The 26,102-nt window shown below is 60.1% G+C and carries 31 protein-coding genes and 1 pseudogene; 18 read left to right on the forward strand and 14 right to left on the reverse strand.

The window, feature by feature from the left end; all coding sequences use genetic code 11:
* Positions 1 to 141: 141 nt before the first annotated feature.
* The 4 genes from LB559_RS12995 (at position 142) to LB559_RS13010 (ending at position 2,941) form a co-directional block, all read left to right on the forward strand.
* Entirely contained in the window at positions 142 to 1,047 is a 906-nt protein-coding gene (locus LB559_RS12995; RefSeq protein WP_224674199.1) for an aldose 1-epimerase family protein, read from the forward strand.
* Entirely contained in the window at positions 1,037 to 1,507 is a 471-nt protein-coding gene (locus LB559_RS13000; RefSeq protein ID WP_013531514.1) for a hypothetical protein, read from the forward strand. Before LB559_RS12995 ends, LB559_RS13000 begins: the two co-directional genes overlap by 11 nt.
* Positions 1,508 to 1,557: 50 nt before the next feature.
* The gene (locus tag LB559_RS13005; protein ID WP_024505208.1) at positions 1,558 to 2,220 is read left to right on the forward strand and encodes a glutathione S-transferase family protein; all 663 of its coding nucleotides are present in this window, start codon (positions 1,558 to 1,560) and stop codon (positions 2,218 to 2,220) included.
* Between the two features lie 64 nt (positions 2,221 to 2,284).
* Positions 2,285 to 2,941 (forward strand): imm11 family protein, encoded by a 657-nt coding sequence (locus tag LB559_RS13010; protein WP_224674200.1) that lies wholly within the window; start codon positions 2,285 to 2,287, stop codon positions 2,939 to 2,941.
* Between the two features lie 2 nt (positions 2,942 to 2,943).
* On the opposite strand, the gene LB559_RS13015 is transcribed toward LB559_RS13010, so the two are convergent.
* Positions 2,944 to 3,855: an agmatinase gene (locus LB559_RS13015; protein ID WP_224674201.1), complete on the reverse strand. Its 912-nt coding sequence runs from the start codon at positions 3,853 to 3,855 to the stop codon at positions 2,944 to 2,946.
* Positions 3,856 to 4,230: 375 nt separating this feature from the next.
* Between LB559_RS13015 and LB559_RS13020 the strand changes: the two genes are divergently transcribed.
* Together LB559_RS13020 and LB559_RS13025 are read left to right on the forward strand one after the other, a co-directional pair.
* Positions 4,231 to 5,040 carry a nucleotidyltransferase family protein gene (locus tag LB559_RS13020; protein ID WP_063168036.1) on the forward strand — a complete coding sequence of 270 codons (810 nt, stop codon included), beginning with the start codon at positions 4,231 to 4,233 and terminating at the stop codon, positions 5,038 to 5,040.
* Positions 5,033 to 5,782 (forward strand): metallophosphoesterase, encoded by a 750-nt coding sequence (locus tag LB559_RS13025; RefSeq protein ID WP_013531519.1) that lies wholly within the window; start codon positions 5,033 to 5,035, stop codon positions 5,780 to 5,782. The genes LB559_RS13020 and LB559_RS13025 overlap by 8 nt, the downstream gene beginning before the upstream one ends.
* Before the next feature lie 39 nt (positions 5,783 to 5,821).
* Here the strand turns inward: LB559_RS13025 and LB559_RS13030 are convergent, their stop codons facing one another.
* The 3 genes from LB559_RS13030 to LB559_RS13040 form a co-directional block, all read right to left on the reverse strand.
* On the reverse strand, positions 5,822 to 6,007 hold the full coding sequence (locus LB559_RS13030; protein ID WP_013531520.1) for a hypothetical protein: 186 nt from the start codon (positions 6,005 to 6,007) through the stop codon (positions 5,822 to 5,824).
* A gap of 402 nt (positions 6,008 to 6,409) precedes the next feature.
* Positions 6,410 to 7,600 carry an NADH-quinone oxidoreductase subunit D gene (locus LB559_RS13035; protein ID WP_013531522.1) on the reverse strand — a complete coding sequence of 397 codons (1,191 nt, stop codon included), beginning with the start codon at positions 7,598 to 7,600 and terminating at the stop codon, positions 6,410 to 6,412.
* A gap of 55 nt (positions 7,601 to 7,655) precedes the next feature.
* Positions 7,656 to 8,051, reverse strand: a complete 396-nt coding sequence (locus LB559_RS13040) for a hypothetical protein (protein WP_224674202.1) — start codon at positions 8,049 to 8,051, stop codon at positions 7,656 to 7,658.
* 251 nt (positions 8,052 to 8,302) lie between these two features.
* On the opposite strand from LB559_RS13040, the gene LB559_RS13045 reads away from it, so the two are divergent.
* Positions 8,303 to 8,530 (forward strand): hypothetical protein, encoded by a 228-nt coding sequence (locus tag LB559_RS13045; RefSeq protein ID WP_013531524.1) that lies wholly within the window; start codon positions 8,303 to 8,305, stop codon positions 8,528 to 8,530.
* Between the two features lie 131 nt (positions 8,531 to 8,661).
* On the forward strand, positions 8,662 to 8,820 hold the full coding sequence (locus LB559_RS13050; RefSeq protein WP_013531525.1) for a hypothetical protein: 159 nt from the start codon (positions 8,662 to 8,664) through the stop codon (positions 8,818 to 8,820).
* Positions 8,821 to 8,982: 162 nt separating this feature from the next.
* Here LB559_RS13050 and LB559_RS13055 read toward each other — a convergent pair.
* Positions 8,983 to 10,155, reverse strand: a pseudogene (locus LB559_RS13055) (DUF4396 domain-containing protein); the annotation flags it as partial.
* Between the two features lie 192 nt (positions 10,156 to 10,347).
* Here LB559_RS13055 and LB559_RS13060 point away from each other — a divergent pair.
* Positions 10,348 to 10,776, forward strand: a complete 429-nt coding sequence (locus LB559_RS13060; protein ID WP_013531527.1) for a hypothetical protein — start codon at positions 10,348 to 10,350, stop codon at positions 10,774 to 10,776.
* 106 nt (positions 10,777 to 10,882) lie between these two features.
* Here the strand turns inward: LB559_RS13060 and LB559_RS13065 are convergent, their stop codons facing one another.
* The 4 genes from LB559_RS13065 to LB559_RS13080 form a co-directional block, all read right to left on the reverse strand.
* On the reverse strand, positions 10,883 to 11,041 hold the full coding sequence (locus LB559_RS13065) for a hypothetical protein (RefSeq protein ID WP_013531528.1): 159 nt from the start codon (positions 11,039 to 11,041) through the stop codon (positions 10,883 to 10,885).
* Positions 11,042 to 11,124: 83 nt separating this feature from the next.
* On the reverse strand, positions 11,125 to 11,595 hold the full coding sequence (locus LB559_RS13070; protein WP_013531529.1) for a YbhB/YbcL family Raf kinase inhibitor-like protein: 471 nt from the start codon (positions 11,593 to 11,595) through the stop codon (positions 11,125 to 11,127).
* 47 nt (positions 11,596 to 11,642) lie between these two features.
* Positions 11,643 to 11,849, reverse strand: coding sequence for a hypothetical protein (locus LB559_RS13075; RefSeq protein ID WP_013531530.1), 207 nt, complete (start codon positions 11,847 to 11,849; stop codon positions 11,643 to 11,645).
* A gap of 97 nt (positions 11,850 to 11,946) precedes the next feature.
* Complete coding sequence (locus LB559_RS13080) at positions 11,947 to 13,938, reverse strand: protein-L-isoaspartate(D-aspartate) O-methyltransferase (RefSeq protein ID WP_224674203.1); 1,992 nt, start codon at positions 13,936 to 13,938, stop codon at positions 11,947 to 11,949.
* Positions 13,939 to 14,202: 264 nt separating this feature from the next.
* Between LB559_RS13080 and LB559_RS13085 the strand changes: the two genes are divergently transcribed.
* The 4 genes from LB559_RS13085 (at position 14,203) to LB559_RS13100 (ending at position 18,540) form a co-directional block, all read left to right on the forward strand.
* Entirely contained in the window at positions 14,203 to 16,614 is a 2,412-nt protein-coding gene (locus tag LB559_RS13085; RefSeq protein WP_224674204.1) for a phosphoketolase, read from the forward strand.
* Positions 16,611 to 17,789 carry an acetate/propionate family kinase gene (locus LB559_RS13090; protein WP_082826676.1) on the forward strand — a complete coding sequence of 393 codons (1,179 nt, stop codon included), beginning with the start codon at positions 16,611 to 16,613 and terminating at the stop codon, positions 17,787 to 17,789. The genes LB559_RS13085 and LB559_RS13090 overlap by 4 nt, the downstream gene beginning before the upstream one ends.
* 207 nt (positions 17,790 to 17,996) lie before the next feature.
* Positions 17,997 to 18,236 carry a hypothetical protein gene (locus tag LB559_RS13095; protein ID WP_013531534.1) on the forward strand — a complete coding sequence of 80 codons (240 nt, stop codon included), beginning with the start codon at positions 17,997 to 17,999 and terminating at the stop codon, positions 18,234 to 18,236.
* A 49-nt stretch (positions 18,237 to 18,285) separates the two neighbouring features.
* Complete coding sequence (locus tag LB559_RS13100) at positions 18,286 to 18,540, forward strand: DUF6894 family protein (protein WP_013531535.1); 255 nt, start codon at positions 18,286 to 18,288, stop codon at positions 18,538 to 18,540.
* A 57-nt stretch (positions 18,541 to 18,597) separates the two neighbouring features.
* On the opposite strand, the gene LB559_RS13105 is transcribed toward LB559_RS13100, so the two are convergent.
* From LB559_RS13105 to LB559_RS13120, 4 genes are all read right to left on the reverse strand, one after another.
* Positions 18,598 to 18,762, reverse strand: a complete 165-nt coding sequence (locus tag LB559_RS13105; protein ID WP_013531536.1) for a hypothetical protein — start codon at positions 18,760 to 18,762, stop codon at positions 18,598 to 18,600.
* Between the two features lie 164 nt (positions 18,763 to 18,926).
* Entirely contained in the window at positions 18,927 to 19,127 is a 201-nt protein-coding gene (locus tag LB559_RS13110) for a KTSC domain-containing protein (RefSeq protein ID WP_013531537.1), read from the reverse strand.
* 80 nt (positions 19,128 to 19,207) lie between these two features.
* Positions 19,208 to 19,654 (reverse strand): GFA family protein, encoded by a 447-nt coding sequence (locus LB559_RS13115; protein ID WP_063168030.1) that lies wholly within the window; start codon positions 19,652 to 19,654, stop codon positions 19,208 to 19,210.
* Positions 19,655 to 19,716: 62 nt separating this feature from the next.
* Positions 19,717 to 20,016 (reverse strand): PRC-barrel domain-containing protein, encoded by a 300-nt coding sequence (locus tag LB559_RS13120; protein WP_013531539.1) that lies wholly within the window; start codon positions 20,014 to 20,016, stop codon positions 19,717 to 19,719.
* Between the two features lie 571 nt (positions 20,017 to 20,587).
* Here LB559_RS13120 and LB559_RS13125 point away from each other — a divergent pair.
* The 4 genes from LB559_RS13125 (at position 20,588) to LB559_RS13140 (ending at position 24,255) form a co-directional block, all read left to right on the forward strand.
* Complete coding sequence (locus LB559_RS13125; protein WP_082826458.1) at positions 20,588 to 21,337, forward strand: Crp/Fnr family transcriptional regulator; 750 nt, start codon at positions 20,588 to 20,590, stop codon at positions 21,335 to 21,337.
* A gap of 390 nt (positions 21,338 to 21,727) precedes the next feature.
* On the forward strand, positions 21,728 to 22,345 hold the full coding sequence (locus tag LB559_RS13130) for an alpha-ketoglutarate-dependent dioxygenase AlkB (RefSeq protein ID WP_032809461.1): 618 nt from the start codon (positions 21,728 to 21,730) through the stop codon (positions 22,343 to 22,345).
* A gap of 132 nt (positions 22,346 to 22,477) precedes the next feature.
* Positions 22,478 to 22,918: a DUF2231 domain-containing protein gene (locus LB559_RS13135; protein ID WP_050580528.1), complete on the forward strand. Its 441-nt coding sequence runs from the start codon at positions 22,478 to 22,480 to the stop codon at positions 22,916 to 22,918.
* A complete protein-coding gene (locus LB559_RS13140; RefSeq protein ID WP_013531543.1) occupies positions 22,915 to 24,255 on the forward strand; it encodes a PQQ-dependent sugar dehydrogenase in 1,341 nt (446 codons plus the stop codon). Before LB559_RS13135 ends, LB559_RS13140 begins: the two co-directional genes overlap by 4 nt.
* Positions 24,256 to 24,281: 26 nt before the next feature.
* Here the strand turns inward: LB559_RS13140 and LB559_RS13145 are convergent, their stop codons facing one another.
* A complete protein-coding gene (locus LB559_RS13145; RefSeq protein WP_063168027.1) occupies positions 24,282 to 25,118 on the reverse strand; it encodes an alpha/beta fold hydrolase in 837 nt (278 codons plus the stop codon).
* 307 nt (positions 25,119 to 25,425) lie between these two features.
* Here LB559_RS13145 and LB559_RS13150 point away from each other — a divergent pair, with 307 nt between their 5' ends.
* Positions 25,426 to 26,043, forward strand: a complete 618-nt coding sequence (locus LB559_RS13150) for a flavodoxin family protein (protein ID WP_013531545.1) — start codon at positions 25,426 to 25,428, stop codon at positions 26,041 to 26,043.
* Positions 26,044 to 26,102: the final 59 nt, after the last annotated feature.

Raw genomic sequence — 26,102 nt, forward strand, 5'->3', positions numbered from 1 at the left:
GCTCTTGATGCGGAGAGGTGGCCGGAGGGAGATCCTCCGGCCACAATTCGTTCCTGCAGAACCAGGCTGCACCTTGAGTCCCGAAGCGCTTTTGCTAGTCTGCCCACCGCGCCGGCCTTCAACAACGACCCGCGAGGAAATGTGGCACAGGACAGCCAAACGCTTCATGGCGACGGTATCTCGGCGACCATCGTTGCGCAGGGCGCCGAACTGATTTCGCTGCAAGATGCGCACGGATTCGAATTCCTGTGGCAGGCGGGGCCGGAATGGCGGCGTCACTCGCCGGTGCTGTTCCCGATCGTAGGGCGGCTGGCGGGCGATCATCTGCGCCATCGCGGCCGGACCTATCCATTGACGCAGCACGGGTTCGCGCGCGACAAGCTGTTTGCCTGGGCGCGGAAGGGGCCGCGATCCTGCACGCTGGTGCTCACCGACGATGTCGACACCCGGGCGCGCTATCCGTTCGCCTTTCGGCTTGAAGTGACCTACACGCTGGTCCGCCAGCAGCTTGATGTGACTTTCGACATCACCAACACTGGTGATGAGCTCCTGCCGGCATCGATCGGGGCGCACCCGGCATTCAATTGGCCCTTGCAGCCGGATCAGGCCAAGACGGACTACCGGCTGATCTTTGCCGATGATGAGCCGGCGCCGATCCGCCGCCTTAAGGACGGACTGCTGCTGAAAACGCCACAGCCGACGCCTGTCGAAGGCAACATACTCCCGCTCTCCGAGCGGTTGTTCGACGAGGACGCGGTGATCATGGACCAGCCCGCAAGCTCCAGCGTGCGTTATGCCGCCGAGCGTGGCCCGGCTCTGGAAATGTCCTGGCAAGGGGTTCGGGAGTTGGGCGTCTGGTCAAAGCCGGGCGGCGCGCCGTTCCTTTGTATCGAACCCTGGCACGGCCTTGCAAGCCCGGTGGATTTCGATGGTGATTTTGTCGACAAACCAGGCCTGATGCTGATCGCGCCGGGTGCAAGTCGCGTGATGAGCTATCGGGTACGTCTGCTGCCAATAGCCAATTGGAGTGCGCTCAGTGAATTCTGAAACGATCGAGATCTACCATCCACGTGGTGTTTCAAATTTGGGCCAATGGGACATTGGTGGTCTCAAGCTCAAAGTCTATGGTCTCGTCGCAGACAACAGAAAGATCGACGAACCCATGGCGACTCTGGCGCAGTCATTCGTGCGACAGGAGGTTCTGCCGCGTGTGGCGGACGAGGGTGACGAGAATGGCATGGGCTTTGTGATCATTCATCCTGGTGAGCTCGGTGTGTCCATCTTAGCTCACTGGTGGATACAGGGTTCGGTGCTTTGTCAGCACATCTATCGGAAGCTGTATTCCGCAACCGAACCGATGGACACGGTTAAGAGACCTGTTATTGCCTGTGTTTGGGAATTGGCTCTGATGAATGCCGAGCAGGAAGCTTGGCGAAAAACGATGATGAAAGGCGAGCCCAATCCATTGGGATACATGGGCGCTTGGGCTGACTTCGAAGCTGCATAGAGGCTGCTCATGATCGACTATTGCGTGGTCGCCCAGATCGTCGGTGCCCAATGAAGCTGTACTTCAGCCGCAATCCCAATCCTCGATTGGCGGTCGCGGTCGCACGCTATCTCGAAACGAAACTGGACTTCGAATTCGCCTCGCCATTCGCTGCCGGGCAAATGGAGAAATTTCGCCGGTTAAATCCCAACCTCTCACTGCCCATCCTTGTGGATGATGAGGGAAAGAGCCTCTGGGAGGCAGACGCCATAGCCTGCAGGCTGTCGCGCCACGCGCATTCGGATTTCTGGCGCACCGGCGATGACGAACCCGAGATGATCCGGTGGCTCAGCTGGGGCAAGGAGCACTTCGCACTCGCTTGCGACACGGTGCATTTCGAACGTGGGACGAAACAGCGGTACGGCATCGGCCCGATCGATCAGAAGCGGGTGGAGGAGGGCCTGAACCAATTCCATACGGCTGCGGCAATACTCGACGCCGTGCTTGCCGAGCGGCAGTGGCTGGTCGGCAATTCGGTTTCCTATGCCGATTTTCGAATGGCGACCTTCCTACCGTTCAACGACGCCGCCAGACTGCCGCTCGACGATTATCCCTCTGTCAGCCGCTGGTACCGTCGACTTGAAGACATCGACGCCTGGCGTGACCCTTTCAAAGGGATGGATGCACCCGAATTGCCGCCGGTGCCGCAAATGGCCGTCGCGGACCAGCGGTGAGAACGCGCGCGAAGAGCAGCGCAGCAGGCCGAACCTACCAAGGCGATGATGTGCGGGGGACCGGATGAACATCTATGTCCTGAGCGTGATCGAAGGACAGGAATGGGTCCTTCCTCGGCAGGCGGACGACTACCAGCTGTTTTCGACGCTCTGCGGCCGGAAGCAGACACAATGGCATCCGCCCAGGATGGAGATCCTGCGCGAACACGACGACGGTACGCTCCGGCAATATTCAGATTTTCCATGGCTTGGCGAGCATGTGCTCATCCTGCGGGCGAGGGCGTCGAAATTGCTTCGGCCAACCCTCGAACCGTACGGTGAATTCCTGCCGCTTCCTGCTGACGAGCCAATATCGCTCTTCAATGTCACCACCGTGATCGATGCGCTGGACGAGGAACGTTCAAAGATCGTTCGCTTTGACGATGGCGGCATCATGGTGATCGAAAGCCTCGTCCTTCGAGCGGACGCAATCGGCGGTACCGAGATATTCAAGCTGCCCGAGCGTGCCGACGGGGTGCGAATATCCGATATTTATCTGCAGGAGATGATCGTACGCCGGATCGGGGAGCTTGGGCTCAAGGGCATTGCTTTCAACCTGGTCTGGAACGACGAGCCGGTCGGACGAGGCAGGATCGAATACCCAGGTGTCAAAAAGGGCATTTCAACCGCAAGCTCGCTCACGCGCTTTTGGGCCGGTCTGCGGCGAAAAGCAGGGTTTTGACATCAAACCTGCCGGACGACGGTGCCGACCACATTGACAAGAAGGCGCGCGGCGGTCAGCGCTGACAGGCCGTCAATATCGGCCGGAGGATAGAACTCGACAAGGTCGAATCCTGCGATCCTGGCCCGTTTGCCGAGGCCGGCGATCAGGTCGATTACCTGCGTGTAGGTGAGGCCGCCGGGTGTACGCGCCGCCACGCCCGGCATGATGCTTGGATCAAGGCTGTCGCAGTCGAGGGTGACGACGACCCGCGCGGCTTCCGGAATATGCCGTAGCGCGGCCTCGACGCCCTGGGCATGAACCTCGCGGGCGGTCACGAAGCGGCTGCCATAGCGCCGGGCTGCTTCGATTTCGGCGATGCGCGCGCTGCCGACGCTGCGCAGACCGACCTGCACCATGCCGGCGACATGCGGCATCTCGCTCGCCCTGCGCATCGGGCTCGAATAGCCGTGGCGTTCGCCATGAACCTCGTCGCGCCAGTCTATATGGGCGTCGATCTGCAGGACCCAGACCGGCCCGTGCTCTGCAAAGCCGGCGAGGAAGGGAATGGTCATGGAACAGTCGCCGCCGATCAGGATCGGCACAGCCGGCAACGTCAGGATCTCGCGCGTTTTTGCCTCGATCCTGGCCCGGTTGCCGGCATTGTCATGCATGGTGGTCAAGATATCGCCGGCGTCGACGCAAGAGTCCGGCTTGCCGTCGAACAGCGGGCCGCCAAGATCGAAATCCCAGTGCTCGACGAACGCGGCATCGTCCTGGCTGGCAGCACGGATGGCGTTGGCGGCCAAGGCATAGCCGCTGCTGTCCTTGCCGGGATAGGTGCTGCCGTGACCGGCCCCGAAGATCACCGCACGAGGCACGCGGCTATCTGCAAGACGGTCGGGAAAGCCGAGAAAGGGAGGCGAGGGGGTCATGCCTTGATGGTCCTGATGATGGCTTAGCGCACGCCGATCGGGGTGCGGTTAGATCAAGCGCCTCGGCTTCAGCTTTGTACCCGATTGGGTAAGCCCAATAAACTCTAAAACGATCGAGATCGAGCACCCACGGGGTGTTTCAAATTTGGGCCAATGGGACATTGGCGGCGGCATGGGCCGATTCCGAGGCGACATAGAGACTTGCGCGCCGGCGATGACGTTGGGCCGGGCTTGGATCGGCAGGCGCGATCCCGAAATTTCCAGTACGTGACGAGAATGAACCTTTGGCTGGCCGCCCGGTAGCGGAACCAGGCGGGGTTCACGTTGTTACCACAGCGGGCGACTGCCGGTTGCCGGATTCGGAGTCATCGTTTCATGACCAATGGCCCATTGCCTGAAAACGTTCTGGTCTCGCTTCCCATGATTGACGCAAAGGCGGCGCCGACGCTCAAAAATGCCGAGGCGGAGGTATTTTATACCGAAGCAATCCGCGAGCTTGCCGCCACCGACATTCCCTTTCTGGTCGCCGGGACCTACGCGGTAAGCGCCTATACGGGTGTCACCCGCCAGACCAAGGACCTCGATATCTTCTGCAAGGCAGGCGACTACGCGCGGATCCTCGCCCATTTCAAGCAGCTTGGATATGCCGTCGAAATCGAGGACGACCGGTGGCTCGGCAAGGTGTTCAAGGGCACGCATTTCTTCGACGTCATCTTCGGCTCGGCCAACGGCACGGTGCCTGTTGGCGACCTGTGGCTGGAACACGCCCGCCAAACCGAGCTGTTGGGCAGCAGGGTGCGGATCATCGGCCCGACCGAACTCATCTGGTCCAAATGCTTTATCCAGGACAGAGGGCGACACGACGGCGCCGATATCGCTCATACGATTCTCAAGGCGGGCGATCAGATCGATTGGCACCGGCTGCTTTCTTATCTGGAGGTTCATTGGGAGGTTCTGTTGATGCAGCTTATCAATTTCAGATGGATCTATCCGAGCGAGCGGGATCATATCCCGGCGTGGTTGCTCGATGAATTGCTCGACCGCCTCGCCAAGCAACGGCAATTGCCGTCTCCAAGGATGAAGATCTGCCGTGGGCGGCTGCTTTCGCAAACCGACTACGAGATCGACGTCAAGGAATGGGGCTTCGCCGGCGTCGGTGGTGTGGGAGAATTCCGTGATGGCTGATCCCGTCAAGAGCAGCGCGCCCAAGGACGGCGCACGCGCGCTCAAAGTTGCCGCGGTCGGGGATCTCCATGTGCGGGAAGATGCACAAAACTCGTATCGAGACCTCTTCGGCGAGATATCGAGCGAAGCGGACATTCTCGTTCTCACGGGAGATCTGACCAATCTCGGCAAGCCTCGTGAAGCGGAGATGCTGGCCGAGGATCTGCGCAACTGCTCGATCCCGGTTGTGGCGGTGCTCGGCAACCATGACTACGAGTCCGGTGCGGTGGAAGACGTCACGAAGATCCTGCGGCAGGCGCATGTTCACCTCCTCGACGGGCAGACAGTCGAAATCGAGGAGGTCGGTTTTGTCGGCGTGAAGGGATTCATAGGCGGCTTCGGGTCACGCATGCTCGGCTCATTCGGGGAACCGGCGATCAAGACGATGGTCGCGGAAAGCGTGAACGAGGCAATGCGACTTGAAAATGCGATGCGCCAGGTGCGGGCCAAGCGCACGCTGGTGATCCTTCACTACGCGCCGATTGCCGACACCGTCGCGGGAGAACCGCTGGAAATATTTCCGTTTCTGGGCTCTTCACGTCTGGCCGAAACGATCGATCGATTTCAGGTCAGTGCTGTCGTGCACGGTCATGCACATCGCGGTTCTTACGAAGGCCAAACGCCTGGCGGAGCCAAGGTCTACAACGTCGCCATGCATGTGGCCAAGCCTGGCGGCCGCCCCTACGCCTTGCTGGAAATCTGATGCCAACGGCTTGCGCCGTCGATGCCCATTGGCCTGGACTCAGTTGGTGGCGTTGATCGACCTCGCCAACTCTTCCAGCTTGCGGGGATCGTTGCCGTGACGGCGCACCAGTTCGCGTGCCTGCCTTGACGGCAAATCGGTCGTGGCGGCCAGCTGTCGCACCTGCTGATCGTCGATGGCGACCTGCGGCAATGTATGGTCGATATCTCCTGACTTGTCCTTCATCACGCTTCTCCTTGGTCGATTTCGACGACAACGGCTCGAAAATCCGACCGGTTCCGAACGATCTGCAACTTTTGCGCCGGCATCCGTGGGCGGACCAACGTGCGCCTGCCTTGAGGGCGCAACGATCTCGATGGCTGGATTCTGCCAGGAACCATGCCACGGCGGACGAGTTGTTCCGACTGAACGGAGATAGTTAGATGCCACAGCCAAGACAGCCAGACCCAAATCGCGATATGCCCGTGCCGCCTCCAACATGGAAGCCGGAGCCGATCGAGGAACCCGAACCGGAAACGCTTCCGGACGAGACTCCGCTGCCCAACCCCGACGAGAATGAAGAGCCTCCCGTCCACGCATGAGACGGGAGTTTCTGCATCGCGGGGCAAGCGCGCAACCTCCCGAGGACTAACGATCTATCTCGCCAAACACGATGTCGAGCGACCCGATGATCGCGGCAACGTCGGCGATCATGTGCCCTCGAGACAGGAAATCCATCGCCTGCAGATGGGCGAAAGATGGCGCACGTATTTTGCACCGGTAAGGGACGTTGCCCCCGTCAGAAACCAGATAAACGCCGAATTCTCCCTTTGGCGCTTCAACCGCGGCGTAGACTTCTCCCGCCGGCACGCGATGCCCCTCGGTATAAAGTTTGAAATGCTGGATGGTCGCTTCCATAGAGCGTTTCATCGTGGCGCGCCGCGGCGGCGTGATCTTCTGGTTCGGAATCGCGACCGGCCCCTGGCCTTCGGGTGACCGCAGTTTTTCCAGGCATTGCTTCATGATCCGCACCGACTGGCGCATCTCCTCCATACGGACGAGATAACGGTCATAGCAGTCTCCGTTCTTGCCGACGGGGATGTCGAAATCCATGTCAGGGTAACATTCGTATGGCTGTGCCTTGCGCAAATCCCATGCCGCGCCCGATCCGCGTACCATCACGCCGGAAAACCCCCAGCGCCAGGCATCATCCAGCCCGATCACACCAACATCGACATTGCGCTGCTTGAAGATGCGGCTGCCGGTGAGCAGATCGTCGAGGTTGTCACAGACTTTGAGGAACGGATCGCAGAAAGCCCAGATGTCGTCGAGAAGCTTCGCAGGCAAATCCTGGTGCACGCCGCCGATTCTGAAGTAATTCGCATGCATGCGAGCGCCGGAGGCGCGCTCGTAAAAGACCATCAGCTTCTCGCGCTCCGCAAATCCCCAAAGCGGCGGCGTCAGGGCGCCGATATCCATGGCCTGGGTCGTGACATTGAGGAGATGCGACAGAAGCCGGCCAATTTCGCAAAAAAGAACACGGACAAGCTGCCCACGCTTTGGAACTGTTATGTCGAGCAGTTTTTCGGCGGCGAGGCAGAACGCATGCTCCTGGTTCATCGGCGCGACATAGTCGAGCCGATCGAAATAGGGCAGCGCTTGCAAATAGTTCTTGTGCTCTATGAGTTTTTCGGTGCCTCGATGGAGCAAGCCAATATGCGGATCGGCACGCTCGACGATCTCGCCGTCCAGTTCGAGCACCAACCGAAGAACACCATGGGCGGAGGGATGCTGTGGCCCGAAATTGATGGTGAAGTTGCGAACGGCGGCTTCGACCATTGCTGCTCTCCGCGACTGCATTTCGTCGATTCAGTGATGCGTATGGTTCGATGCCTCAAGTCGTCGTCTGAATGATCAGCGTCAGCGTGCCATCGCCATCTATGTTTGCAGCGACAACCTGCGAGGAATTGAGCCCATTCGCTCTCAAAGCCGACGTCGCCTGAGGTGAGGCATCGACGGAGCTTTGCAGGCGAAGCAAATCTTCGGCGCTGGTCTGGTTAATCACGGCATCGGCCTGCGCCTTGATTTCGTCCGGCAAATCCTCGACGGCGACAATGGCGACGCCGGTGAAATTCAAACCGGCAGGGCCTGGATCGGGCGGCGCCAGCTCCGGCTGCGCTTCGCCCTGCGGTGGCGTCACCTGGGGAAGCTGCGGTCCGATAGTTTGGGCGTAGACGGGCTGAATGGTGACCGCCCCGGAAAGCGCGACAGCTATCGTCAACATGCGCATGGTCGCTCCTTGCATTCTTCGAGGGAGATTTTGAAGAAACCCCCATGCTAAGCGATGGTTCCGCAAGGCCGGTCCCACCGGGCGATTTCGCCCCAACTCACCCGAGAGAGACGCCGAAAACCCTGGCCAAGGCGTTCGTCACACGGCTGTCTCCAACCGGTTGGGCAGCTCCGTACGGATTCGTACCATCGATTGATCTGCACCTTGGACAGGATCAAAATGAAGCTGAGGTGACCATGGGAGGGAGCCGCATGAGCATCGCCAGATGGGCAATAAGACCTGTCGGTACCGCCAAGGCGTTTCTGGCAGAAGAGCTTCGAAGTGCGCGATACGGCGACATCGTTTCGGTCAAAGCGGCGATAGAGGCCGCTCGCAGGGACGCGCCTTATTTGCAGGATACAGATGATGAATTGATGGAGACGATCATCGAGCTGGCACGGGAACTGGGTCTGGCCGTCCTTTTTGACTCTCGCGATTGACCGATGAGCCATGGTCGATGCGATTTGGTACGAAATCGACAATTGGCTCATGGTCGAAAATGCGCAATCATTGGGAAATGGGACGACGGCTGGACGACAAACTGGATTGCAAGGCTTGTGGGACCATCCAAATGGACATTCCCGACGACGCCAACGAGTCGACGCCAATTCATTGCAGCAATTGCGGCGCCTTTCTCGGCGAATGGGGTGAATTGCAGGATGATTTCTACCGCCAGGCTCGCGGTACCGAAGCATTCGACTTGCGCAACGGAACTATTATCAAGAAGTAGCGCGCAACAATGCGCCCCCGGATGACACAGGTAAATCCACAGGGGGGTGGCAGATCTAACCGACGTCGATCACGACCATCAGCCCGCCGCCGCCCTTTTCCTCGACATTGTTGTTCGTCGTGTGATGCGGGATGTGGCAATGGATGAGCCACTTGCCGGGACGCCGGGGATCTGGCCGTTGTAGGCATAGGCGTCGACCGCGACATTGGGCAGGATCTGCCAGCGGACCACTGAGGGCCTGAGGTCGAACACCTTGACGCCGTTCTCCAGGCGGAATGGCAGTTCCTGGTCGCCTTTGGCGGCAAGGCCATAGGATGCCGTGACGCGATGCGGATCGGTTGCAGCCATGTCACGCATGGCTTCCGCCGGCGTGTCGCGGCCCATGATCATGCCTTGCGGCATGATCGCCCCGCCGACGTCACGTGCTGAAAGCGTCAGGTTCAGCCAGTTCGCCGGTGCGGCCATGCCAATCGCCAGCGCCAGCACCGAGACCATGCCGAGGGCTGCTATCTGCGGCGTCGTGGCGTCCGTCTCCATCTGATGGCCGCTGCGTTTGGGTTTGTGGGATGTGTTGGCGTGGCCTTGTCGTCGATCATCGCCGGCGCGGGCATGATGCGTAGCGTGCTGTTGCTGGGCGGTCGGCTCTCGACTGCTCATTTCGGCCGCCTGCGGGCGCTGCGTCATCAACCCGTGCTTCAGTCCGCGAGCGACCAGCCAGACATTGGCGGGATAGGCAAGCGTGAAGCCGGCAATGACGCCGATCGACATCACGCCCCAGAACAAGAACTCGGTCGGCTCCATCGCGCGCATGTCGCGCCCCATCATCAGGAAGCTCATGACGGGCGCCATGCCGGCCATCATGAAATTCATCGAGATGAACTCGGGCAGGAAGCTCTTGCGCACATTCTCCCAGTAGGTGCCGCCCATCATCGATTTCATGAACAGCGACTGGAAGATGAACAGGCCGAAGGCGAAACCCGCCAGATATTCGACGATGAGGTCGAGCCACATCGGCAGGCCAAGCGTTGCCGTGATGACCGCCGCGAGAATGATGCCGGTTGCATCGCCGGCAACGCAGTGGATGGTCGAACCGACGCCTTGCTTCCATAGCGGCCTGGTGAAGTCTTCATGCTCGCCCGGTCGTGGCTCCTTGTCTGCAAGCACATAAAGCAGCAGCCCCAATGGACCCATATAGAGGGTCACCAGGATGAAACCCCATTTCATCACCACCGGTTCGGGATTGTTGCGGTATTGATCGAAGCCGACATAGAGCGTCGAGGCGGCGGCAAGAGCGAACCAGACGGCAAGGAAATAGTCGATTGGCTGGATGAACATGGATGCATCCCGTCGCGGATCAGCGGTTTGTCACAAGCAGCCCCCGCCAATGAACGCAGAACGTGTGTTTATGATCCCGCCGGCCCAATCCGGTTGTGTCGAATTCTCCAGCCTAGCGCTCTTGTCGAAGCATTACGGCGCGGTAATTCCCTTGAAGGCGTGGGCGCTTCGCTGCCTCAACAGGAGCTGGCCATGAAACATCAAACACTCGACCAACTGCATGCCGTCGCCAAGATTGAATCGTCGGCTGCATATTCCGCAATGACACGAAATCAGCGCATAGAGCGCTGGGCTGAACTGCTGGAGCGTAATCCCGAGCGATGCCTTGGCGCGTTTGCAGGCACCGAACATCTGCACCCCGAAGCACGTGCAATGATGCGGGGCGAGGGAACCGCAATTTCGGTTGCTTTCGAAGATCCAGTGCTGCGCGCATCGGGTTTGAAAGACGATACCTACGGCGAGGCAAAGCGCTTTTTCGAGCTGAACGACTGGCAGTTGCACGACATCGTCTGCGATTGCCACGTCGGCTCAACCATGAAAGCGCGCTGGGCTGCGACGCGAGTCCGCTCAGCCGTCAGCGGCAGGTTCTTTGCGTGGTTGCGGCAAAGGATAATGCGCTGACCCAGTTGGGGATCGTCGTCGCCCGCTGCGGCTTACGATCCCCTGTCTTGCCGATTGGATGTCTTGCCGATTGGATGTCTTCCGATCGGATATCTTGCGATGCGGATCAACGCTTGTCCTGGTATAGCCGGTCGGTCGCCCGGTCGCTTTCCCTTCGTTCGGCGGGCCCACGCCGGCGGCGTGCGATAACGGCATAGGCCAACAGCACGATCAGCAACAATGGGCCGCCGGCAACGACGACCAACCACATGATATCTCCAAACATGGCGGCATCTCCTTTCCCAGACAACCGGCAAGGAGGAGAACCGTTCCGCGCAGCAGCAGGGTAATGCCACCTCGGTCATCAACTTACGGATTGCGTTCGTAGGTTCCGATGAGTTCTGCCTGCTCGAGCGAGTGTTTCTGCGCCTCCCGCCAGATGCGCTCGACGCCTGCGCTGGCCGGAATGGCAAGGCTCGGCGTGTCGAGCGCGGCCAGCCGGAAATGGTAATGGTGGACGCCATGTCCGACCGGGGGTTCAGGGCCGTCGTAATAGGCGTTGCCAAAATCGTTTGTTGCTTGCCTAAGGGCACCGGGACCTGGCTTGCCGCTTTCCGCCTCGGGAAGTTCCCTTGTCTCCGCGGAGATGTTGAATACCGCCCAATGACCAAACGTTCCGCTCGGCGCATCAGGATCCTGAACGACGAGAACGAGGCTTTTGGCGTCGTCCGGTACTCCAGACCATTTCAGCGGCGGCGATACGTTTTTGCCGTCTCGTGTATATCTTTCGGGAATTGGTCCGCCTTCGGCAAAGGCGGCGCTGCTGAGGGCAAGTGGCATGGTTCACTCCTTCCGGGGAAGTTGATCGCAGCGATGCCAACGGCATGCTATTTGTTGGTCCGCATCTTTTGTCTTGGATCGATCCCGCCAGCAGCGGTCGTGTCGTTCTCGACATCGCCTTCGACCGTGTTCTCGCCTTCAAGCTCGAACTCTTCGCCTTCCTTGATCGTTCCCTTGGAAGTCCCGATACCAGGATTGTTCGCCAAGTCGGCATCGCTGGGTTTTTTCCATTTCGGATGTTTGGTTCCGGTCATGAGAAAACTCCTTCGACGGGATTTCAGTTTAAAAATGCAAGCCAGATAACCGTTCCGGTTCCAGGGCTCTGCTTCATCGGCTCGCCGCGCGCGCCGGTTAGAGCCCGAATGGATAGGTGTCGGGAACGCCGGTTCTTGCATGCTCCGGGCCAAGCGGCGTCACTGCCGCGGTTTTGTCGAACCATAGGAACGCGTCGAACTGCTGGGGCAGGGAAGCGTCCGCATAGTGGCTGCCCAGCTCGGTTTCCGGCCGGTAGATTACCCCGATGAATCGCTCCAGCCTGCGTTCCAGCAGCCGCTCACGCAGCGTCTTGTCGCGCCCGAGGTCGAGCAGGAACCGCGACACGAGAGAATCGTGGCAAAGCCGTTCGTAGCTGTCGGCGTGCGACGCGCGAACCTGCTTCACCTCCATTTCGCCATCCCAGTCGCTTGCGGCCGCTACAGTGCCGGAATGCGTGCCCATACCGATTAGCGCTGCCTCATCGCCGAAACGCTGCCGGCAGAGCTGACCGATGTTCAGTTCGTCCCTGACGACACCCATCTCGGTAAAGCGGGCATCGCCGATATGGGAATTGTGCGCCCACACCACCGCCTTGGAGTTGGGGCCGCCGGCGTCCAACAAATGTTCCAAGGTCTCGAACATATGGGTGTCGCGCAGGTTCCAGGACTCCGCACCGCCATAGTACATGATCCGGTAGTAGTGTTCGGCGGACGCGATCAGCCGGGCATTCTGACTGGCGTCGAGAAAGTCGGTTCCGTCCTGTTTTGCATAATCGAGTTGTCTGGCGAGCAAGTCCCGGCATTGTTCCAGCACGGCTTTCTCGCATTTTTTATAGCCGGCGGTGAGCACCGCACGGCCGTAGGTAGACGGTTCGTGTTGCCAGGGCGTCAGGCAACCATACCGTTCGCGTGCGATCTTGGCTGCCTGGGGATCGACCCGGTCGAGATAGTCGAGGACCGCGCCTATGGACCCGCTCATATTGTAGATGTCCAGGCCGTAGAACCCTGCTTGCTCCGAAGGTTCTAGCTTCTCGTTGCGACGGCGCATCCAGTCGGAGAAGGCCGCGACATCGGTGTTGCGCCACATCCACGTCGGAAACCGCTGGAATGGCGCACCGGCGCCTGTTCGCGGCCGACGATGGCGAACGTAGCGGTCGATCGCCGCCGCATCGGGCCAGTCCGCCTCGACCGCGACGATGGTGAAGCCGTGCCGTTCGATAAGCCTGCGGGTGATCGCCGCGCGCGCCCTGTAGAACTCGGACGTGCCATGGCTTGCCTCGCCAAGCAGAACGACGCGCCGGTCGGCGAACCGATCGAACAATGCGCCGAAGGCCGGATCGTCGAAATCGGGCAGCGGTTCAGCCGCGGCCGCGATCATATCGGGCAGGCTGATCGGATGCGGATGTCGAAGTGGACGACCGACCTTGGTGACGGTGCCGTTTTCCGACCAACCCTGCTCGCCGATGAGAGGGACGAAGCGCACGCCGCCGAAATCCTCCTCGCTGTAGGTTGCGGCACCTGTCCGGGTGACTTTGAGCAGGCGTTGCAGATCGGGGTCGTCGCCGACCGGAATGACGAGCCTGCCGCCGACATCGAGTTGCTCCTGAAGGGCGAGCGGTGCGCCGGGACCGCTGGCTGTCACCACGATGGCATCGAACGGCGCCGCCTGCGGCCAGCCCTTGGTGCCATCGCCTGTCCGGACCTCGATGTTTCGATAGCCGAGTTTTTCAAACCGCCGTTTCGCCGTTTCTGCCAAACCGGGATGACGCTCTATGGTGTAGACCTGTTCGACGATCCGGCTCATCACAGCGGCGGCGTAACCCGAGCCGGTGCCGATTTCGAGCACGTGGTCACCCGGTTTGACGTCCGCCATTTCGATCATGAATGCGACGATGTAGGGTTGCGATATGGTCTGGCCGTCGGCGATCGGCAGCGGCGTGTCTTCATAAGCAAATTCCTCGAAACCGGGTTCTACGAAGGCCTCGCGTGGAACTTCGCGCATCGCGTGCAGAATTTCACGGTCATGGATGCCACGCCGGCCGACGTGGATATTGACCATTCGATCACGGGCACGAGGAAGATCGAGCATTTTTTAGCTCCCTTTGGTGCAACGCTTCGAGGTTGTCCTTCGCGGTAGCTGCCTTGAACCTGGCCTTCGCGATTCCAGTTTCTAACCGCTGGAGGACTTCAAGGTTCCCGCCTATTTGCGGACAGAGCCGCTCGCTCCACCGGGATAGCGACCGGTCTCTTGGCCGCTCGGGTCGCGACACTGTCCCGGACGGCGGCAGTCGGGGGTTGCTCAAGCGCAAAGATGCCCCAGTTATCACCAGCGAACCGAAAGCTGGAGATGTCGATGAACGACAAGGCTGCCGCGACGCCGCAGGCTATCGGCCACGAACGGATCGACCTCATGGACCGTTACTGGCGCGCCGCGAATTACATCTCGGTCGGCCAGATCTATCTGCTCGACAATCCGCTGTTGCGCGAACCGTTGAAGGCCGAGCACGTCAAGCCTCGGTTACTTGGCCATTGGGGCACGACGCCGGGCCTGAATTTTCTCTACCTGCATCTGAACCGCGTTATCCGCGAACGCGACCTCGATGTTCTGTTTATCTGCGGCCCGGGCCATGGCGGTCCCGCAATGGTCGCCAACACATGGCTCGAGGGCACCTATAGCGAGATCTATCCCGATATCGGGCAGGGCGAAGACGGCCTCAGGAAACTGTTCCGGCAGTTTTCCTTTCCCGGTGGCGTGCCAAGCCATGCCGCGCCCGAGACGCCAGGCTCCATCCATGAGGGCGGTGAACTGGGATATGCATTGGTTCATGCCTTCGGTGCGGCCTTCGACAATCCGGGTCTGGTGGTTGCCTGCGTCGTTGGTGACGGCGAAGCCGAGACCGGTCCGCTGGCGGCGGCATGGCATTCCAACAAGTTCCTGAACCCAGCGTCGGACGGCGCCGTCCTGCCGATCCTGCATCTCAACGGCTACAAGATCGCCAATCCGACGATCCTCGGCCGCATGGACGATCAGGAATTGCGAGACCTTTTCGCCGGCTATGGCTACGAACCGTTCTTCGTCGAAGGCCACGAGCCGCTTGCCATGCACCGGTCCATGGCCGCGACGCTCGACACGGTGCTCGATCGCATCCGTTCCATTCAGGAGCAGGCACGGGCTCCGGGATGGCATGGTCAACGCCCGAAATGGCCGATGATCGTGCTGCGCAGCCCCAAGGGATGGACCGGGCCGAAGGAGGTCGATGGCGAGAAGGTCGAGGGTTTCTGGCGCTCGCATCAAGTGCCGGTATCGAACGCTCGAGGGAATGAGGAGCACCGCAAGATCCTCGAAAACTGGATGCGAAGCTACGAACCGGTAGAGCTGTTCGACGAAAGCGGGCACCTGTTGCCGGAGCTTGCGGCACTTGCCCCGACAGGGACAAGGCGCATGGGCGCAAGCCCGTACGCAAATGGCGGCCTGCGGAAGCGCGATCTGATGCTTCCAGATTGGAAAAGCCTGGCGCTGGAAGTGCCGCGTCCAGGTGTCGTCATTGCCGAGGCGACGCGGATTTGCGGAAGCTATCTTCGCGAGGTGTTCCGCCTCAATGCCGAGGCGCGAAACTTCCGCCTGATGGGGCCGGACGAGACATCCTCCAACCGCCTCGACGACGTGTTCGAGGTCACCGATCGGATCTGGATGGAGCGCATCGAGCCCTATGACGTCCATCTTTCCCGTGATGGTCGCGTCATGGAAGTGCTGAGCGAGCATCTCTGCCAGGGCTGGCTTGAAGGCTATCTGCTCACCGGCCGCCATGGCCTGTTTTCATGCTATGAGGCCTTCATTCATATCGTCGATTCGATGGTCAACCAGCATGCCAAATGGCTGAAGACCTCCGGCGAGCTCGCTTGGCGCAAGCCGATCGCCTCGCTCAATTACCTTTTGACCTCGCATGTCTGGCGGCAGGATCACAATGGTTTCAGCCATCAGGATCCGGGCTTTGCCGATCTGGTCGCCAACAAGAAGGCCGACACGGTAAGGCTCTATTTCCCGCCGGACGCCAACACCCTGTTGTGGATCACCGATCATTGCCTGAGAACCTATAACCGCATCAATGTCATCACCGCCGGCAAGCAGCCGGGACCGCAATGGCTGTCCATTGAAGAAGCCGGAGCGCATTGCAAAGCTGGAGCGGGCATCTGGGAATGGGCCGGCACGGTTGCTCAGCACGAGGAGCCCGATGTGGTCATGGCCTGCGCCGGCGATGTGCCGACCCTGGAAACACTGGCCGCGACAGACATTCTGCGCTCCGCGATCCCCGACCTGAAAATCCGCGTCGTCAATGTTGTCGATCTGATGACATTGCAGTCGAACACGGAGCATCCGCACGGCCTGCCCGACGGGGACTTCGACGCGTTGTTCACGAAAACACGGCCCGTCATCTTCGCCTATCACGGCTATCCCTATCTCATTCATCGCCTGACATACCGCCGCGCCAACCATGACAACATGCATGTGCATGGCTTCCGCGAGGAGGGCACCACGACGACGCCATTCGACATGGTGGTGCTCAATGAACTCGACCGCTACCATCTCGCGCTCGCCGCCATCGAACGCGTGCCGGGACTGGCCGAAAGGGCCGAAGGGCTTGCCGGCGAACTCCACGGCAGGTTGGCGAAGCACAAGGCCTATGTGCGCGAGCACGGCGAAGACATGCCCGAAATCCAGAAATGGAGCTGGCCCGACAAAGCCGCGACAAAGGGGCGCCAATGATGCGTCGGTCGATCCTGGCGCTGAATGCCGGCTCGTCCAGCATCAAGTTTGCGCTTTACGATCTTGTCTCATCACGGGATATGCAACTCGTTTCACGCGGCACGCTGGACCTGGGCGACAAACCCACACTGCGCGCAAAAGCGGCCGACGGAACGGGGCAGTGCGATCGGCCGCTCACCGCCGACAAGCGGCATGACGCGGCCATAGGCGAGATGCTGAATTGGGTGCAGGGCGAAATTGGGGAAAGAAACCTGATCTGCGCCGGCCATCGCATCGTGCATGGCGGAAGCGAGTTCATCGAACCTGTCCGTCTGACCCCAGACATCATCGACGCCATCGACAAACTTACGCCGCTTGCTCCGCTGCATCAGCCTCGCAGTCTCGCGCCCGTCCGTGCAATAGCCGCCTTGCAACCGGACCTGCCACAGGTTGGCTGTTTCGACACCGCTTTCCACCAGACGATCGATCCGCTCGTGCGGCGCTTTGCCCTTCCGCGCCAGTATGAAGAGCAAGGCTTGCGCCGCTACGGGTTCCACGGTCTCTCCTATGAATACATCGCCGGGCGGCTCAGCGAGATATCGCCAATTTTCGCGGCGAAACACACGATCGTCGCCCATCTCGGCAATGGGGCAAGTCTTTGCGCCCTGCACGGGGGCAAAAGCATCGATACCACGATGGGTTTTTCGGCCCTGGATGGCCTCGTCATGGGCACGCGGTGCGGCGCCATCGATCCCGGCGTGCTGTTGTATTTCCTGCTGGAAAGAGGCATCGCGGCGGAAGAACTGCAGGCGATGCTCTACGAGAAGTCGGGCCTGCTCGGCGTATCCGGTATTTCCGGCGACATGAGGACGCTCGAAGCGAGCAATGATCCTCGCGCGCAAGAGGCGATGGCGCTTTTCGCCTTTCGCGCCGCGAGAGAGGCCGCGGCGCTTGCAAACACGATGGGTGGCCTTGAATGCCTGGTGTTCACCGCCGGCATCGGCGAACGGTCCGCGACCATCCGCAAGGCCATATGCGAAAAATTGACCTGGCTTGGCGTGGTGCTTGAAGATCGCGCCAACAACACCCACGCCGAGATCCTCAGTCGTCCCGAGAGCAAGGTGGAAGTACGCGTGATTGCGACCGATGAGGAAAGTGTCGTTGCACGTCACAGCCGCATGGTGATGCAAGCCTGAACGCTCGCCTCGGCATCGGAAAATCGGCTGTCGGTTCGGCCCGATGAAAGCCCGGGCAAGGGTATTCCCTGTACGAAAATTACCAAGCAAGCGGTCGGGGGAACCAACTGCCCATAGAAATATTGTGCGAGCAATCCCGGCTAACCCCGAGATCGTCGGCCGATGATCAGGCCGACAGCCTTACTTCAGGCATTGGCTGAGGAATCCATGTTTACGGACGACGTTGCGGTGAGGCGCCTGAAAATCCTGGTCGAGCAATATGTCGAGACACGCAAGAAACGCCACGATGTGATCTCTACCGCCAAGGCCGGGACCGCAATTCGAGAGGTGATGCCAAGTTGCCCGCTTTCAGGAAAGGCCTTCGATGATCTGATAGCGGCCTGCGCCATCGAGCATGGCCTCGCTGTGCTCTTCGACAATCCGGGGACATCAGGCACTGAAGTCTGAGGCTGGCGCTTCCGATGCTACCGTCGCGATGAGCAGGAGTTCAGTCGGCATGTCCAGGTACTTTTTCGACCTTCGAGATGAGAGCGGAAGCTTGCAGGAGGATCCCGAGGGCCAGGAATTTTCTGATCTCGCGAGCGCTGAGGAAAACGCGATGGCGTCGGCGAAGGAAATCCTTGCCGAAGAGCTGCTGCATGGCAGGCCGCTGCGTACCGGATTGACCTTCGAGATTTTTGACGAGAACCGCAACCTGGTGCTGCGCTTTCCTTTTGCGCTCGCGGCCGAAAAGGCCGGGGCACCCCCTTAATCCCGAATTGCCTGGCCGATCACCTGCAGGGGCCATACAGGTCGCCTCATGCGGATCCTATCCTTCCGCCTTGAAGTTTCTGGCTTCCTTCTCGACCTTGGGGTTGTCCTTGCCATGCTTTTGCATGAGCTCCTTGGCTTGCTTGGGTGAGACGTCGGTGGTCTCTGCCAAGCGCAATGCCTTCTTGTCCTTGCTTTCGGTCTTCTGCTTCTTGGCCGTCATGGCTCTTGAACTCCCTTGAAGCCTTTTCCGATCGATCTTTGCCGGTGCGAACACCTGAGCATGTCCAGATGAACACTTTCGTTGCCTGGCCTGCTTCGATGACGAGACGTCAACGAGACGATGCCGGTCAGGTTCCGTGCATCGCCTGCTCATGTCCAAACTTGTCACGCCACGCGGCGGTACCGATGGCGGTCGCGGATGAACTCATTGAAGAAGCGGCCTTTTGAGGAAGCTTTGGTGAAAGCGGCATAAGTTGCCGGTGCAACATCCTCATATTCGTAGCGTCTGCCGCTCGGCACAAACCAGACCGACAGGATCCTGGTGGCGGGATCGTATTGCGCATTTCGGATCACGGTCGATGGCATGGTCGCACCCGACAGGTCTGCCCGAATAACCCGTTAGCGATCGTCAGGTTCCGCCGATATCCTGGCGTCACGCACCGCGACTACCGGTCGCGCGGGTTGCCGAACTTCGGGTCGCGCTTCCTTGAATATCGGTCGATGCGTGGCAGGCTGTCATCAAACTCGATCCACGGCAGCCTCAGGTCCCAATAGGCATGGGCTTGCGGCCGAAACCCTTCAGGGTTGTCAAAGAAGCCGATCGTCACATAGAACTCGTCCGGCAGGCCTTCGTCGCTATAGCCTATCGAGCTTCCACAGTCTGGGCAGAACGTGCGGGTGACGCCTGGCGTTTGGGAAAAGGCCTTCGGCGTCCCTCTAAGGAGCTGAAATTGCTTCGGCCGGTAACCAACCCAGATCGTCAGCGGACTTCCGATGGCCCGGCGGCAATCGTCGTCGTGATCGTAGCATATCCAGAAAGGCTCTCCGTCCAGGGCTGCGGCGATCCCTCCGCAGAAGCAGGCTCCGGTTTTCGCGCCGCATCGTCTGTCCACCCTGTTGCGCCTAAGAGAGAGCGGCCGAGTGGCCGCTCCCGTTCAAGGTGAAGTCCTTGAAATCATGCATCGTGATGCTCGGGCATGCTCTTGAGCTGATCCTTGGTCCAGTTCGTCACCGCGTGAACGTCGCCGTCTTCATCGCGCATGAATTCCAACTGGCTTGCGGGAACGGCCACCGGCTTGGCGCCAATGCCGAGAAAGCCGCCGACATCGATGACGACCTGACTGGCGGCTCCTGAGCCGTGCACATGCGAAACGCTGCCGACTTTGTTGTCGTCTGCGTCGTAAATCGTGGCGTCTTCGAGAATGTCTGGTGTCAGTTCGGTGCTTGTGAGGCGTACGTGGTTGGTGTGATCCATCTTTCGAGACTCCTGTTGGGTGGAATATTTGAACCTCTCAGCCGAGCAATCGTTCCGAACAATTCCGGGGGCGACGGACGGACGACGCAAGGACGCTAGAAGCCTCAACTCAGCCTCCGTCCGAATTGACTCGCAAAGCTCCGTACGGAAGCGTACAAAAGGAAATCGTCAGCAGCACAGTTGGGGCGCTGACGCTTGGGAGTGACCATCGCTCTTGCCCATCACGAGGCATGGTGTTGCACGGCGAAGGAGCCCGAGCACCCCGGTCTGCCATTGGGCGCGATGACCGCGCTGGCGCGGGATACAGGCGCCACTGAACAACAGATACGCGAAATCATATCGCTCCTCGGGTTCGATCGCGCCTCTATCCTGCGGGAGGCTCGTTTGCTGGCGAAAGATAGTCAGCCAACAAGGCCTTCGAGTCTTCAGCAGTAACTGTCGGTTTCATACCAACGCGCCCGCCCGTCTAGTGCTGCGCGAGACGAAGTCTATGGTTCGTTACCGTCCGCTCGTTCGACGGGCGCGGCCGGCTAAGAGATCCCAGTGCTCTTGCCCAAGGGAAAAGAGTCTCGTGGATTACCAGACACTGCAAGCCAAGAGCGAATTGCTTCGCCGGATGAGCGCGGACGATTTCGCGCGGCTACGTCCGCATCTGGCGAGTGTTTTTCTTGAGTTGCGCGCGCCGCTGGAGACCGCGGGGCAGAAGATCGAAGCCGTCTATTTTCTGGAAAGCGGGCTGGCCTCGGTAGTGGCGAGGACTTCGCCTGCGACCGAAGCCGAAGTCGGAATCATCGGGTTCGAAGGAATGACCGGTTCGGCCCTGGTCATGGGGGACGACCAGGCCAACTTTGATTGTTACGTCCAGTCGACATGCGAGGCTCTCCGGATAGAGGCTGCCCCCTTCGTCGAAGCCCTGGAGGACAGCCCTACATTGCGGTCGTTCCTGTTGCGCTATGTCCAATATTTCCATGTTCAGACAAGCTATACGGCATCGATCAACGCGCGGCAGAGCCTGGAAGTTCGACTGGCAAGATGGCTTTTGATGTGCAGCGACCGCACTGTCGGCGACAGGCTTATGATAACCCATGAATTTCTGTCCATCATGCTTGGTGTGAGGCGTCCGGGGGTTACCGTCGGCCTCCAGATGATCGAAAGTTACGGTTATATCCGAGCGCGCCGCGGAGAGATTACGATCCGCGATCGAGACGGTCTCATGACGTTGGCGCGAGATTCTTACGGTCCACCCGAAACCCAGTACCGCCGGCTGATCGGAGATTTGGGCTCGAAGCATCCCGCGAGGCAGGAGCGGCCTCTCGTTTGAGCGCGCCGGGCCAACAGAGGCTTCTCCGCCACAGAGCCGCCAGCGGACATTTCGAGTGGCCGGCGCGATGATGCCGGTGAGACACCGTTGCCTAAACCCGCGCCGGCCACTGCGGCATGTTTTGGGGATGCCGCGTTGCCAATCTAGTTGCCGACAAGCAACTGGCAACGAAAGCTCACGGTTTGGTAAGAACCGTACGTACATGCACGCAAACTCCCTCGGTCGCGTTCAAGGCATGCTCGCGAAATCCTGAGTTGAATACAGTCCCTCGATAAAATCCGGATTGGCAGGCCCTGTCCGTCGTTGTGGTGACGTCCGCAGGGTGGGTGCAGATTGGCTGGCCAGGTTCCGATATTGCCAGGCGGGCTGGCCTTCACCATCTTAGCTGGGATGGCGACACCCAAATCGAAAACACTCGACTCCGGCTCATCCGGGCTTCAGCACGATCTCTTTGGTGCTGCCGACGACCTACCGGAAGGTTTCTTCTATCAGCCCGAGTTGATCACGGCGCAAGAAGAAACGGAACTCGCCCGGCATCTGGAAGGACTGCCGTTCGAGGCGTTCGATTTCCATGGCCATCTGGCAAACCGGCGCGTCGTCGGTTTTGGCCTGCGTTACGACTACGACAGACGCCAGGTCGTCGAGGCGCCGCCGATCCCTGACTTCCTGCTGTCCCTGCGCGACAAGATCGCAGCGTTGGCAGGCCGGCCCGCCAACGCCTTCGCGCAAGTGTTGATCAACGAATACCGGCCCGGCGCCGGCATCGGCTGGCATCGAGACAAGCCTCATTTCGAAGACGTTGCGGGTGTTTCGTTGCTGGCGCCTTGCAGCTTCCGGCTCCGGCGGAAGAATGGCACCAAATGGGACCGCCGGACCATCGTCGTCGAACCAAGGTCGGCGTATCTCATGACCGGACCATCGCGCATGGAATGGGAGCACAGCATTCCGGCGGTTGACCTGCACCGCTACTCGATCACCTTGAGGACATTGCGCGCCAACTCCGCATGAGCATCGCGCGCCGAGCCGTTCTGTCGCATTGCCAGCGCCATCACGAGTTCTTGAACGCAAAACGGTTCCGGGAACCTCCCAACCACAAGTTGGTTTGGAGGACAGGTACAGCTTCAAAGGTGGAGAATGTCCATGGCCCGTGCCCGATCCGTGTTGGTGGCAGCCAGGCGTCCGTTCCATAAAACGCCGATGGCGGTCGCAAACGCATGTTTCGTCGGCACATTGCTGACCGACGTTGCCTATTGGCGAAGCGCTGAAATGATGTGGGCAGATTTTTCCGCCTGGCTGCTCCTTGCCGGCCTGGTTGTAGGCGTGCTCGCGGTCCTTGCAGCACTTGTCGATTTGTCTACCGGCCGACTTGCCCGTCAAGCCGGGCCTGCATGGCCATATCTCCTTGGCAGCCTCGTCGTGCTCGTCATATCGCTCTTCAACGCACTGGTGCACAGCCGTGATGCCTGGACCTCGGTCGTGCCGACGGGGCTCATCCTGTCCGCCGTCGCCGTGATCGTTATCCTCTTGCTGGGACTGCTGGGATGGAGCTCCGGCCACACTCAAGTGGAGGTGGTCGAATGAATGTCTCCGCCAGACATATCCGGCGTATCGCGAGCCTCGGTCTGCTGTTCGGATCGATTTTGGCGCTGCCCGCATGCAGCGATAACGAACCGGATCCCACCGATCAGGTCGGAGCAAACCCGACGCTGCCTGAACCTATTCAGTATCTGGTGCCGCCCATGCATGTCGCGTCGGTCGTCGGTTGGAAACAAGACGAGAAGCCGACCGTCGCCAAGGGTTTGCAAATCCAGGCCTTTGCCAAGGGCTTGAGGCATCCGCGCTCGCTTTACACATTGCCGAATGGTGACGTTCTGGTGGTCGAATCCGTGGCGCCGCCCGGTGCCGCGATCAAGCGGCCGAAAGACCTGATCATGGGCTGGATCGAGTCGATGGCGACCTCGGGCGGCGGCACCGAAGGAAGCAACCGTATCACCCTGCTGCGGGATACGAACGGCGATGGTCTGCCCGATGTCCAGGAGGTCTTCCTCGATCATCTCAATTCGCCCTTTGGCGTGGCCCTGGTCGGCAACGATCTCTACGTCGCCAACACCGACGCCATCGTGCGTTATCCCTACACGTCGGGCGACACCAAGATCACCGCGCCGGGCGCCGTGCTGACGCCATTGCCCGGCGGACCTATCGATCACCACTGGACAAAGTCTCTCGTGGCCAGCCCCGACGGGTCTCGGCTGTATGTCGGCATCGGATCCAACAGCAACATCACCGAGAACGGCATCCAGGCGGAAAAGGACCGGGCCGCCATCTGGGAAGTCGACAGGGCCACTGGCCGCTATCGTATTTTCGCGAGCGGCCTGCGCAATCCCAACGGGCTGAGTTGGGAGCCGCAGAGCGGCGCGCTGTGGGCTGTGATCAACGAGCGCGACGAGCTCGGTCCTAACCTGGTTCCCGACTACATGACCTCGGTCAAGGACGGCGCGTTCTATGGTTGGCCGTACAGCTACTATGGTCAGCATGTCGACCCGCGCGTGATGCCGCAGCGGCCGGACCTCGTCGCCAAGGCGATCCCTCCCGACTATGCCTTGAGTTCCCACGTCGCACCTCTGGGCTTGACGTTCTACACTGGAACCAACCTGCCGGAGCTCTATCGCAACGGCGCCTTTGTTGGCGAGCATGGTAGCTGGAACCGCAAGAGCTTCAACGGCTACAAGGTCGTTTTCGTGCCGTTTAAAGACGGTCATCCAGATGGCAAGCCGCAGGACGTCGTCACCGGTTTCCTCGGCAAGGACAACAAGGCGCACGGGCGGCCCGTCGGCGTTGCCGTCGACAAATCCGGCGCGCTGCTGATCGCCGACGATGTCGGGAACACGGTCTGGCGCGTAACTTCCACGAGCCAGTAGGCACCTGCATAACGCTGATCGCTTCACTATCTCGGTGCGAATTCCACCAGCGCCTTGACGAATTCTGCCGGTGCCTCGATCGGCAGGAATTCGCCGCAGTTGGCGATCATGTGACCTTGCAGGTTCTTTGCGCCAGACATCCTCAGACCTTCGAGGTAATCGTCAATCGATCCAAAATCCGCGTCGCCGCGGATATAAAGGATCGGAACTTCGATGCGCGCCGGGGCATTGGCCTCGGCATCCTGCTTGAACGCGCGATACCAATCAAAGCCGGCCTTAAGTGCCTCCGGCCTCGCATAGGCCTGCGTCAACGTCTCCCGCATTTCATTGGTCAATGCTTCGGGACGGCCGGCGAGCAGATCGAAGAAAAAATCGAAGTAGGCGCGTTGATGGCCCGTCACCAGCAACTCCGGTAACTCAGGCACCGCATGAAACGCAAAGTGCCAGATGCCCGGGTTTGCGACTACCTTCGTCCATGGATGAAGGCCGGGGATAACCGTATTCATCGGCACCGCGCCGACGATGCGACCGCCATGATGGCGAGCAGCAGCGAAGGCAATCATGCCGCCCACATCGAAGCCTGCAACGACGATGGATTTGGCCCCAAGCGCCTCGGCGGCTGAAATCACAATATCGGCAAGAACCTTCTTTTCCGCCGACGGCGGAGTGCCACGCGATTCACCGATCTCCGGAAGATCGAAAGCCAGCGTAAAGTATCGCGTGCCGAGTTCATCGAGCACACCATCATAGATTTTCCGGGAATGGGGCCAGCCGTGCAGAAGGATCAAGGCCGGTCGGCGCGGATCGCCGGCCGTGGATACCGCCAGCTGCATATCGCCTGCTTCGAGGGTCTGGACGAGCATCGTCTATCCATTTTCGGGAACTCAGAAGAAAACGAAGAGCGAACGAATAGGTTGCCCCACCAGTTCAATCTGCGTCGCTCGCCGCTGTCCGTTCTCCAACGTCTGTGCTCAAGGACCAGCCCGCTTTCTGAGCCGGCTCGACCGTCACCAAGTGGGAGGAGGGGGCCATCCACCGGCCCTGTTGGTCCGCCTGCGGAACAAGCATTTAACCCTGGCGTTAGAATGCCGGGCGATCCCGCAACGGGCGAATGGGCAGTCGCGAAGTCGTCGCGGCGGTTTGCAATTAGGACAATGCAGGGAGATTCACATGCCGCTTACGGCCTTCGCACTCAATTGCTCGCTCAAAGCTTCGAACGACAGGGAAAAATCCTCCACCGATCGGTTGCTCGCCGATGTCCTGGCGGCGTTGATGCAATACGATGTGAAGGGCGAGATCGTGCGTGCGCTCAGCCACGATATCAAGCCCGGCGTGCTCTCCGACATGGGCGAGGGCGACGATTGGCCGAAACTCAGAAAGAAGATACTGGCGGCCGACATCTTCGTGCTCGGGCTTCCGATCTGGCTTGGCCAGCCCTCGAGTGTGGCCAAGCGCGTCCTGGAGCGGATGGATGCCTTTCTCGAGGAGACGGATGACAGAGGGCGAATGCCGGCAGCAGGAAAGGTGGCCCTGGTGGCCATCGTCGGTAATGAGGACGGTGCGCATCACTGCCACGCGGAATGCTTTCAGGCATTGAACGATGTCGGCTTCACCATCCCGGCCAATGGCGGGGTCTACTGGGTTGGCGAGGCGATGGAGGACGTCAACTATGTCGACCTGCCGGCAACTCCGGAAAAAGTCTCGGGTGCGATCGAAATGGCAGCCTCAAACGCCGCCCATCTCGCTGGATTGCTGAAAGACCAGGGCTATTCGGGCGTCTCGGGATGACCTTTGTTCGCCTAAACAACTTTGAGCGGCCAGACATTGCAGCGTCGATGAGGTCTCAA

The organism is Mesorhizobium sp. BR1-1-3, assembly GCF_020165455.1.
Classification (GTDB): Bacteria; Pseudomonadota; Alphaproteobacteria; order Rhizobiales; family Rhizobiaceae; genus Mesorhizobium; species Mesorhizobium ciceri.

Excerpts from the sequence above, each read along its gene's own strand:
- LB559_RS13095 (WP_013531534.1), top strand. The coding sequence starts at position 17,997 with ATGTTTACGGACGACGTTGCGGTGAGGCGCCTGAAAATCCTGGTCGAG.
- LB559_RS13145 (WP_063168027.1), bottom strand. The coding sequence starts at position 25,118 with ATGCTCGTCCAGACCCTCGAAGCAGGCGATATGCAGCTGGCGGTATCC.
- LB559_RS13010 (WP_224674200.1), top strand. The coding sequence starts at position 2,285 with ATGAACATCTATGTCCTGAGCGTGATCGAAGGACAGGAATGGGTCCTT.
- LB559_RS13105 (WP_013531536.1), bottom strand. The coding sequence starts at position 18,762 with ATGACGGCCAAGAAGCAGAAGACCGAAAGCAAGGACAAGAAGGCATTG.
- LB559_RS13020 (WP_063168036.1), top strand. The coding sequence starts at position 4,231 with ATGACCAATGGCCCATTGCCTGAAAACGTTCTGGTCTCGCTTCCCATG.
- LB559_RS13130 (WP_032809461.1), top strand. The coding sequence starts at position 21,728 with ATGGCGACACCCAAATCGAAAACACTCGACTCCGGCTCATCCGGGCTT.
- LB559_RS13090 (WP_082826676.1), top strand. The coding sequence starts at position 16,611 with ATGATGCGTCGGTCGATCCTGGCGCTGAATGCCGGCTCGTCCAGCATC.
- LB559_RS13030 (WP_013531520.1), bottom strand. The coding sequence starts at position 6,007 with ATGAAGGACAAGTCAGGAGATATCGACCATACATTGCCGCAGGTCGCC.
- LB559_RS13060 (WP_013531527.1), top strand. The coding sequence starts at position 10,348 with ATGAAACATCAAACACTCGACCAACTGCATGCCGTCGCCAAGATTGAA.
- LB559_RS13015 (WP_224674201.1), bottom strand. The coding sequence starts at position 3,855 with ATGACCCCCTCGCCTCCCTTTCTCGGCTTTCCCGACCGTCTTGCAGAT.
- LB559_RS13045 (WP_013531524.1), top strand. The coding sequence starts at position 8,303 with ATGAGCATCGCCAGATGGGCAATAAGACCTGTCGGTACCGCCAAGGCG.
- LB559_RS13075 (WP_013531530.1), bottom strand. The coding sequence starts at position 11,849 with ATGACCGGAACCAAACATCCGAAATGGAAAAAACCCAGCGATGCCGAC.
- LB559_RS13070 (WP_013531529.1), bottom strand. The coding sequence starts at position 11,595 with ATGCCACTTGCCCTCAGCAGCGCCGCCTTTGCCGAAGGCGGACCAATT.
- LB559_RS13065 (WP_013531528.1), bottom strand. The coding sequence starts at position 11,041 with ATGTTTGGAGATATCATGTGGTTGGTCGTCGTTGCCGGCGGCCCATTG.
- LB559_RS13040 (WP_224674202.1), bottom strand. The coding sequence starts at position 8,051 with ATGCGCATGTTGACGATAGCTGTCGCGCTTTCCGGGGCGGTCACCATT.
- LB559_RS13135 (WP_050580528.1), top strand. The coding sequence starts at position 22,478 with ATGGCCCGTGCCCGATCCGTGTTGGTGGCAGCCAGGCGTCCGTTCCAT.
- LB559_RS13110 (WP_013531537.1), bottom strand. The coding sequence starts at position 19,127 with ATGCCATCGACCGTGATCCGAAATGCGCAATACGATCCCGCCACCAGG.
- LB559_RS13085 (WP_224674204.1), top strand. The coding sequence starts at position 14,203 with ATGAACGACAAGGCTGCCGCGACGCCGCAGGCTATCGGCCACGAACGG.
- LB559_RS13100 (WP_013531535.1), top strand. The coding sequence starts at position 18,286 with ATGTCCAGGTACTTTTTCGACCTTCGAGATGAGAGCGGAAGCTTGCAG.
- LB559_RS13050 (WP_013531525.1), top strand. The coding sequence starts at position 8,662 with ATGGACATTCCCGACGACGCCAACGAGTCGACGCCAATTCATTGCAGC.
- LB559_RS13080 (WP_224674203.1), bottom strand. The coding sequence starts at position 13,938 with ATGCTCGATCTTCCTCGTGCCCGTGATCGAATGGTCAATATCCACGTC.
- LB559_RS13025 (WP_013531519.1), top strand. The coding sequence starts at position 5,033 with ATGGCTGATCCCGTCAAGAGCAGCGCGCCCAAGGACGGCGCACGCGCG.
- LB559_RS13140 (WP_013531543.1), top strand. The coding sequence starts at position 22,915 with ATGAATGTCTCCGCCAGACATATCCGGCGTATCGCGAGCCTCGGTCTG.
- LB559_RS13005 (WP_024505208.1), top strand. The coding sequence starts at position 1,558 with ATGAAGCTGTACTTCAGCCGCAATCCCAATCCTCGATTGGCGGTCGCG.
- LB559_RS13120 (WP_013531539.1), bottom strand. The coding sequence starts at position 20,016 with ATGGATCACACCAACCACGTACGCCTCACAAGCACCGAACTGACACCA.
- LB559_RS13150 (WP_013531545.1), top strand. The coding sequence starts at position 25,426 with ATGCCGCTTACGGCCTTCGCACTCAATTGCTCGCTCAAAGCTTCGAAC.
- LB559_RS13035 (WP_013531522.1), bottom strand. The coding sequence starts at position 7,600 with ATGGTCGAAGCCGCCGTTCGCAACTTCACCATCAATTTCGGGCCACAG.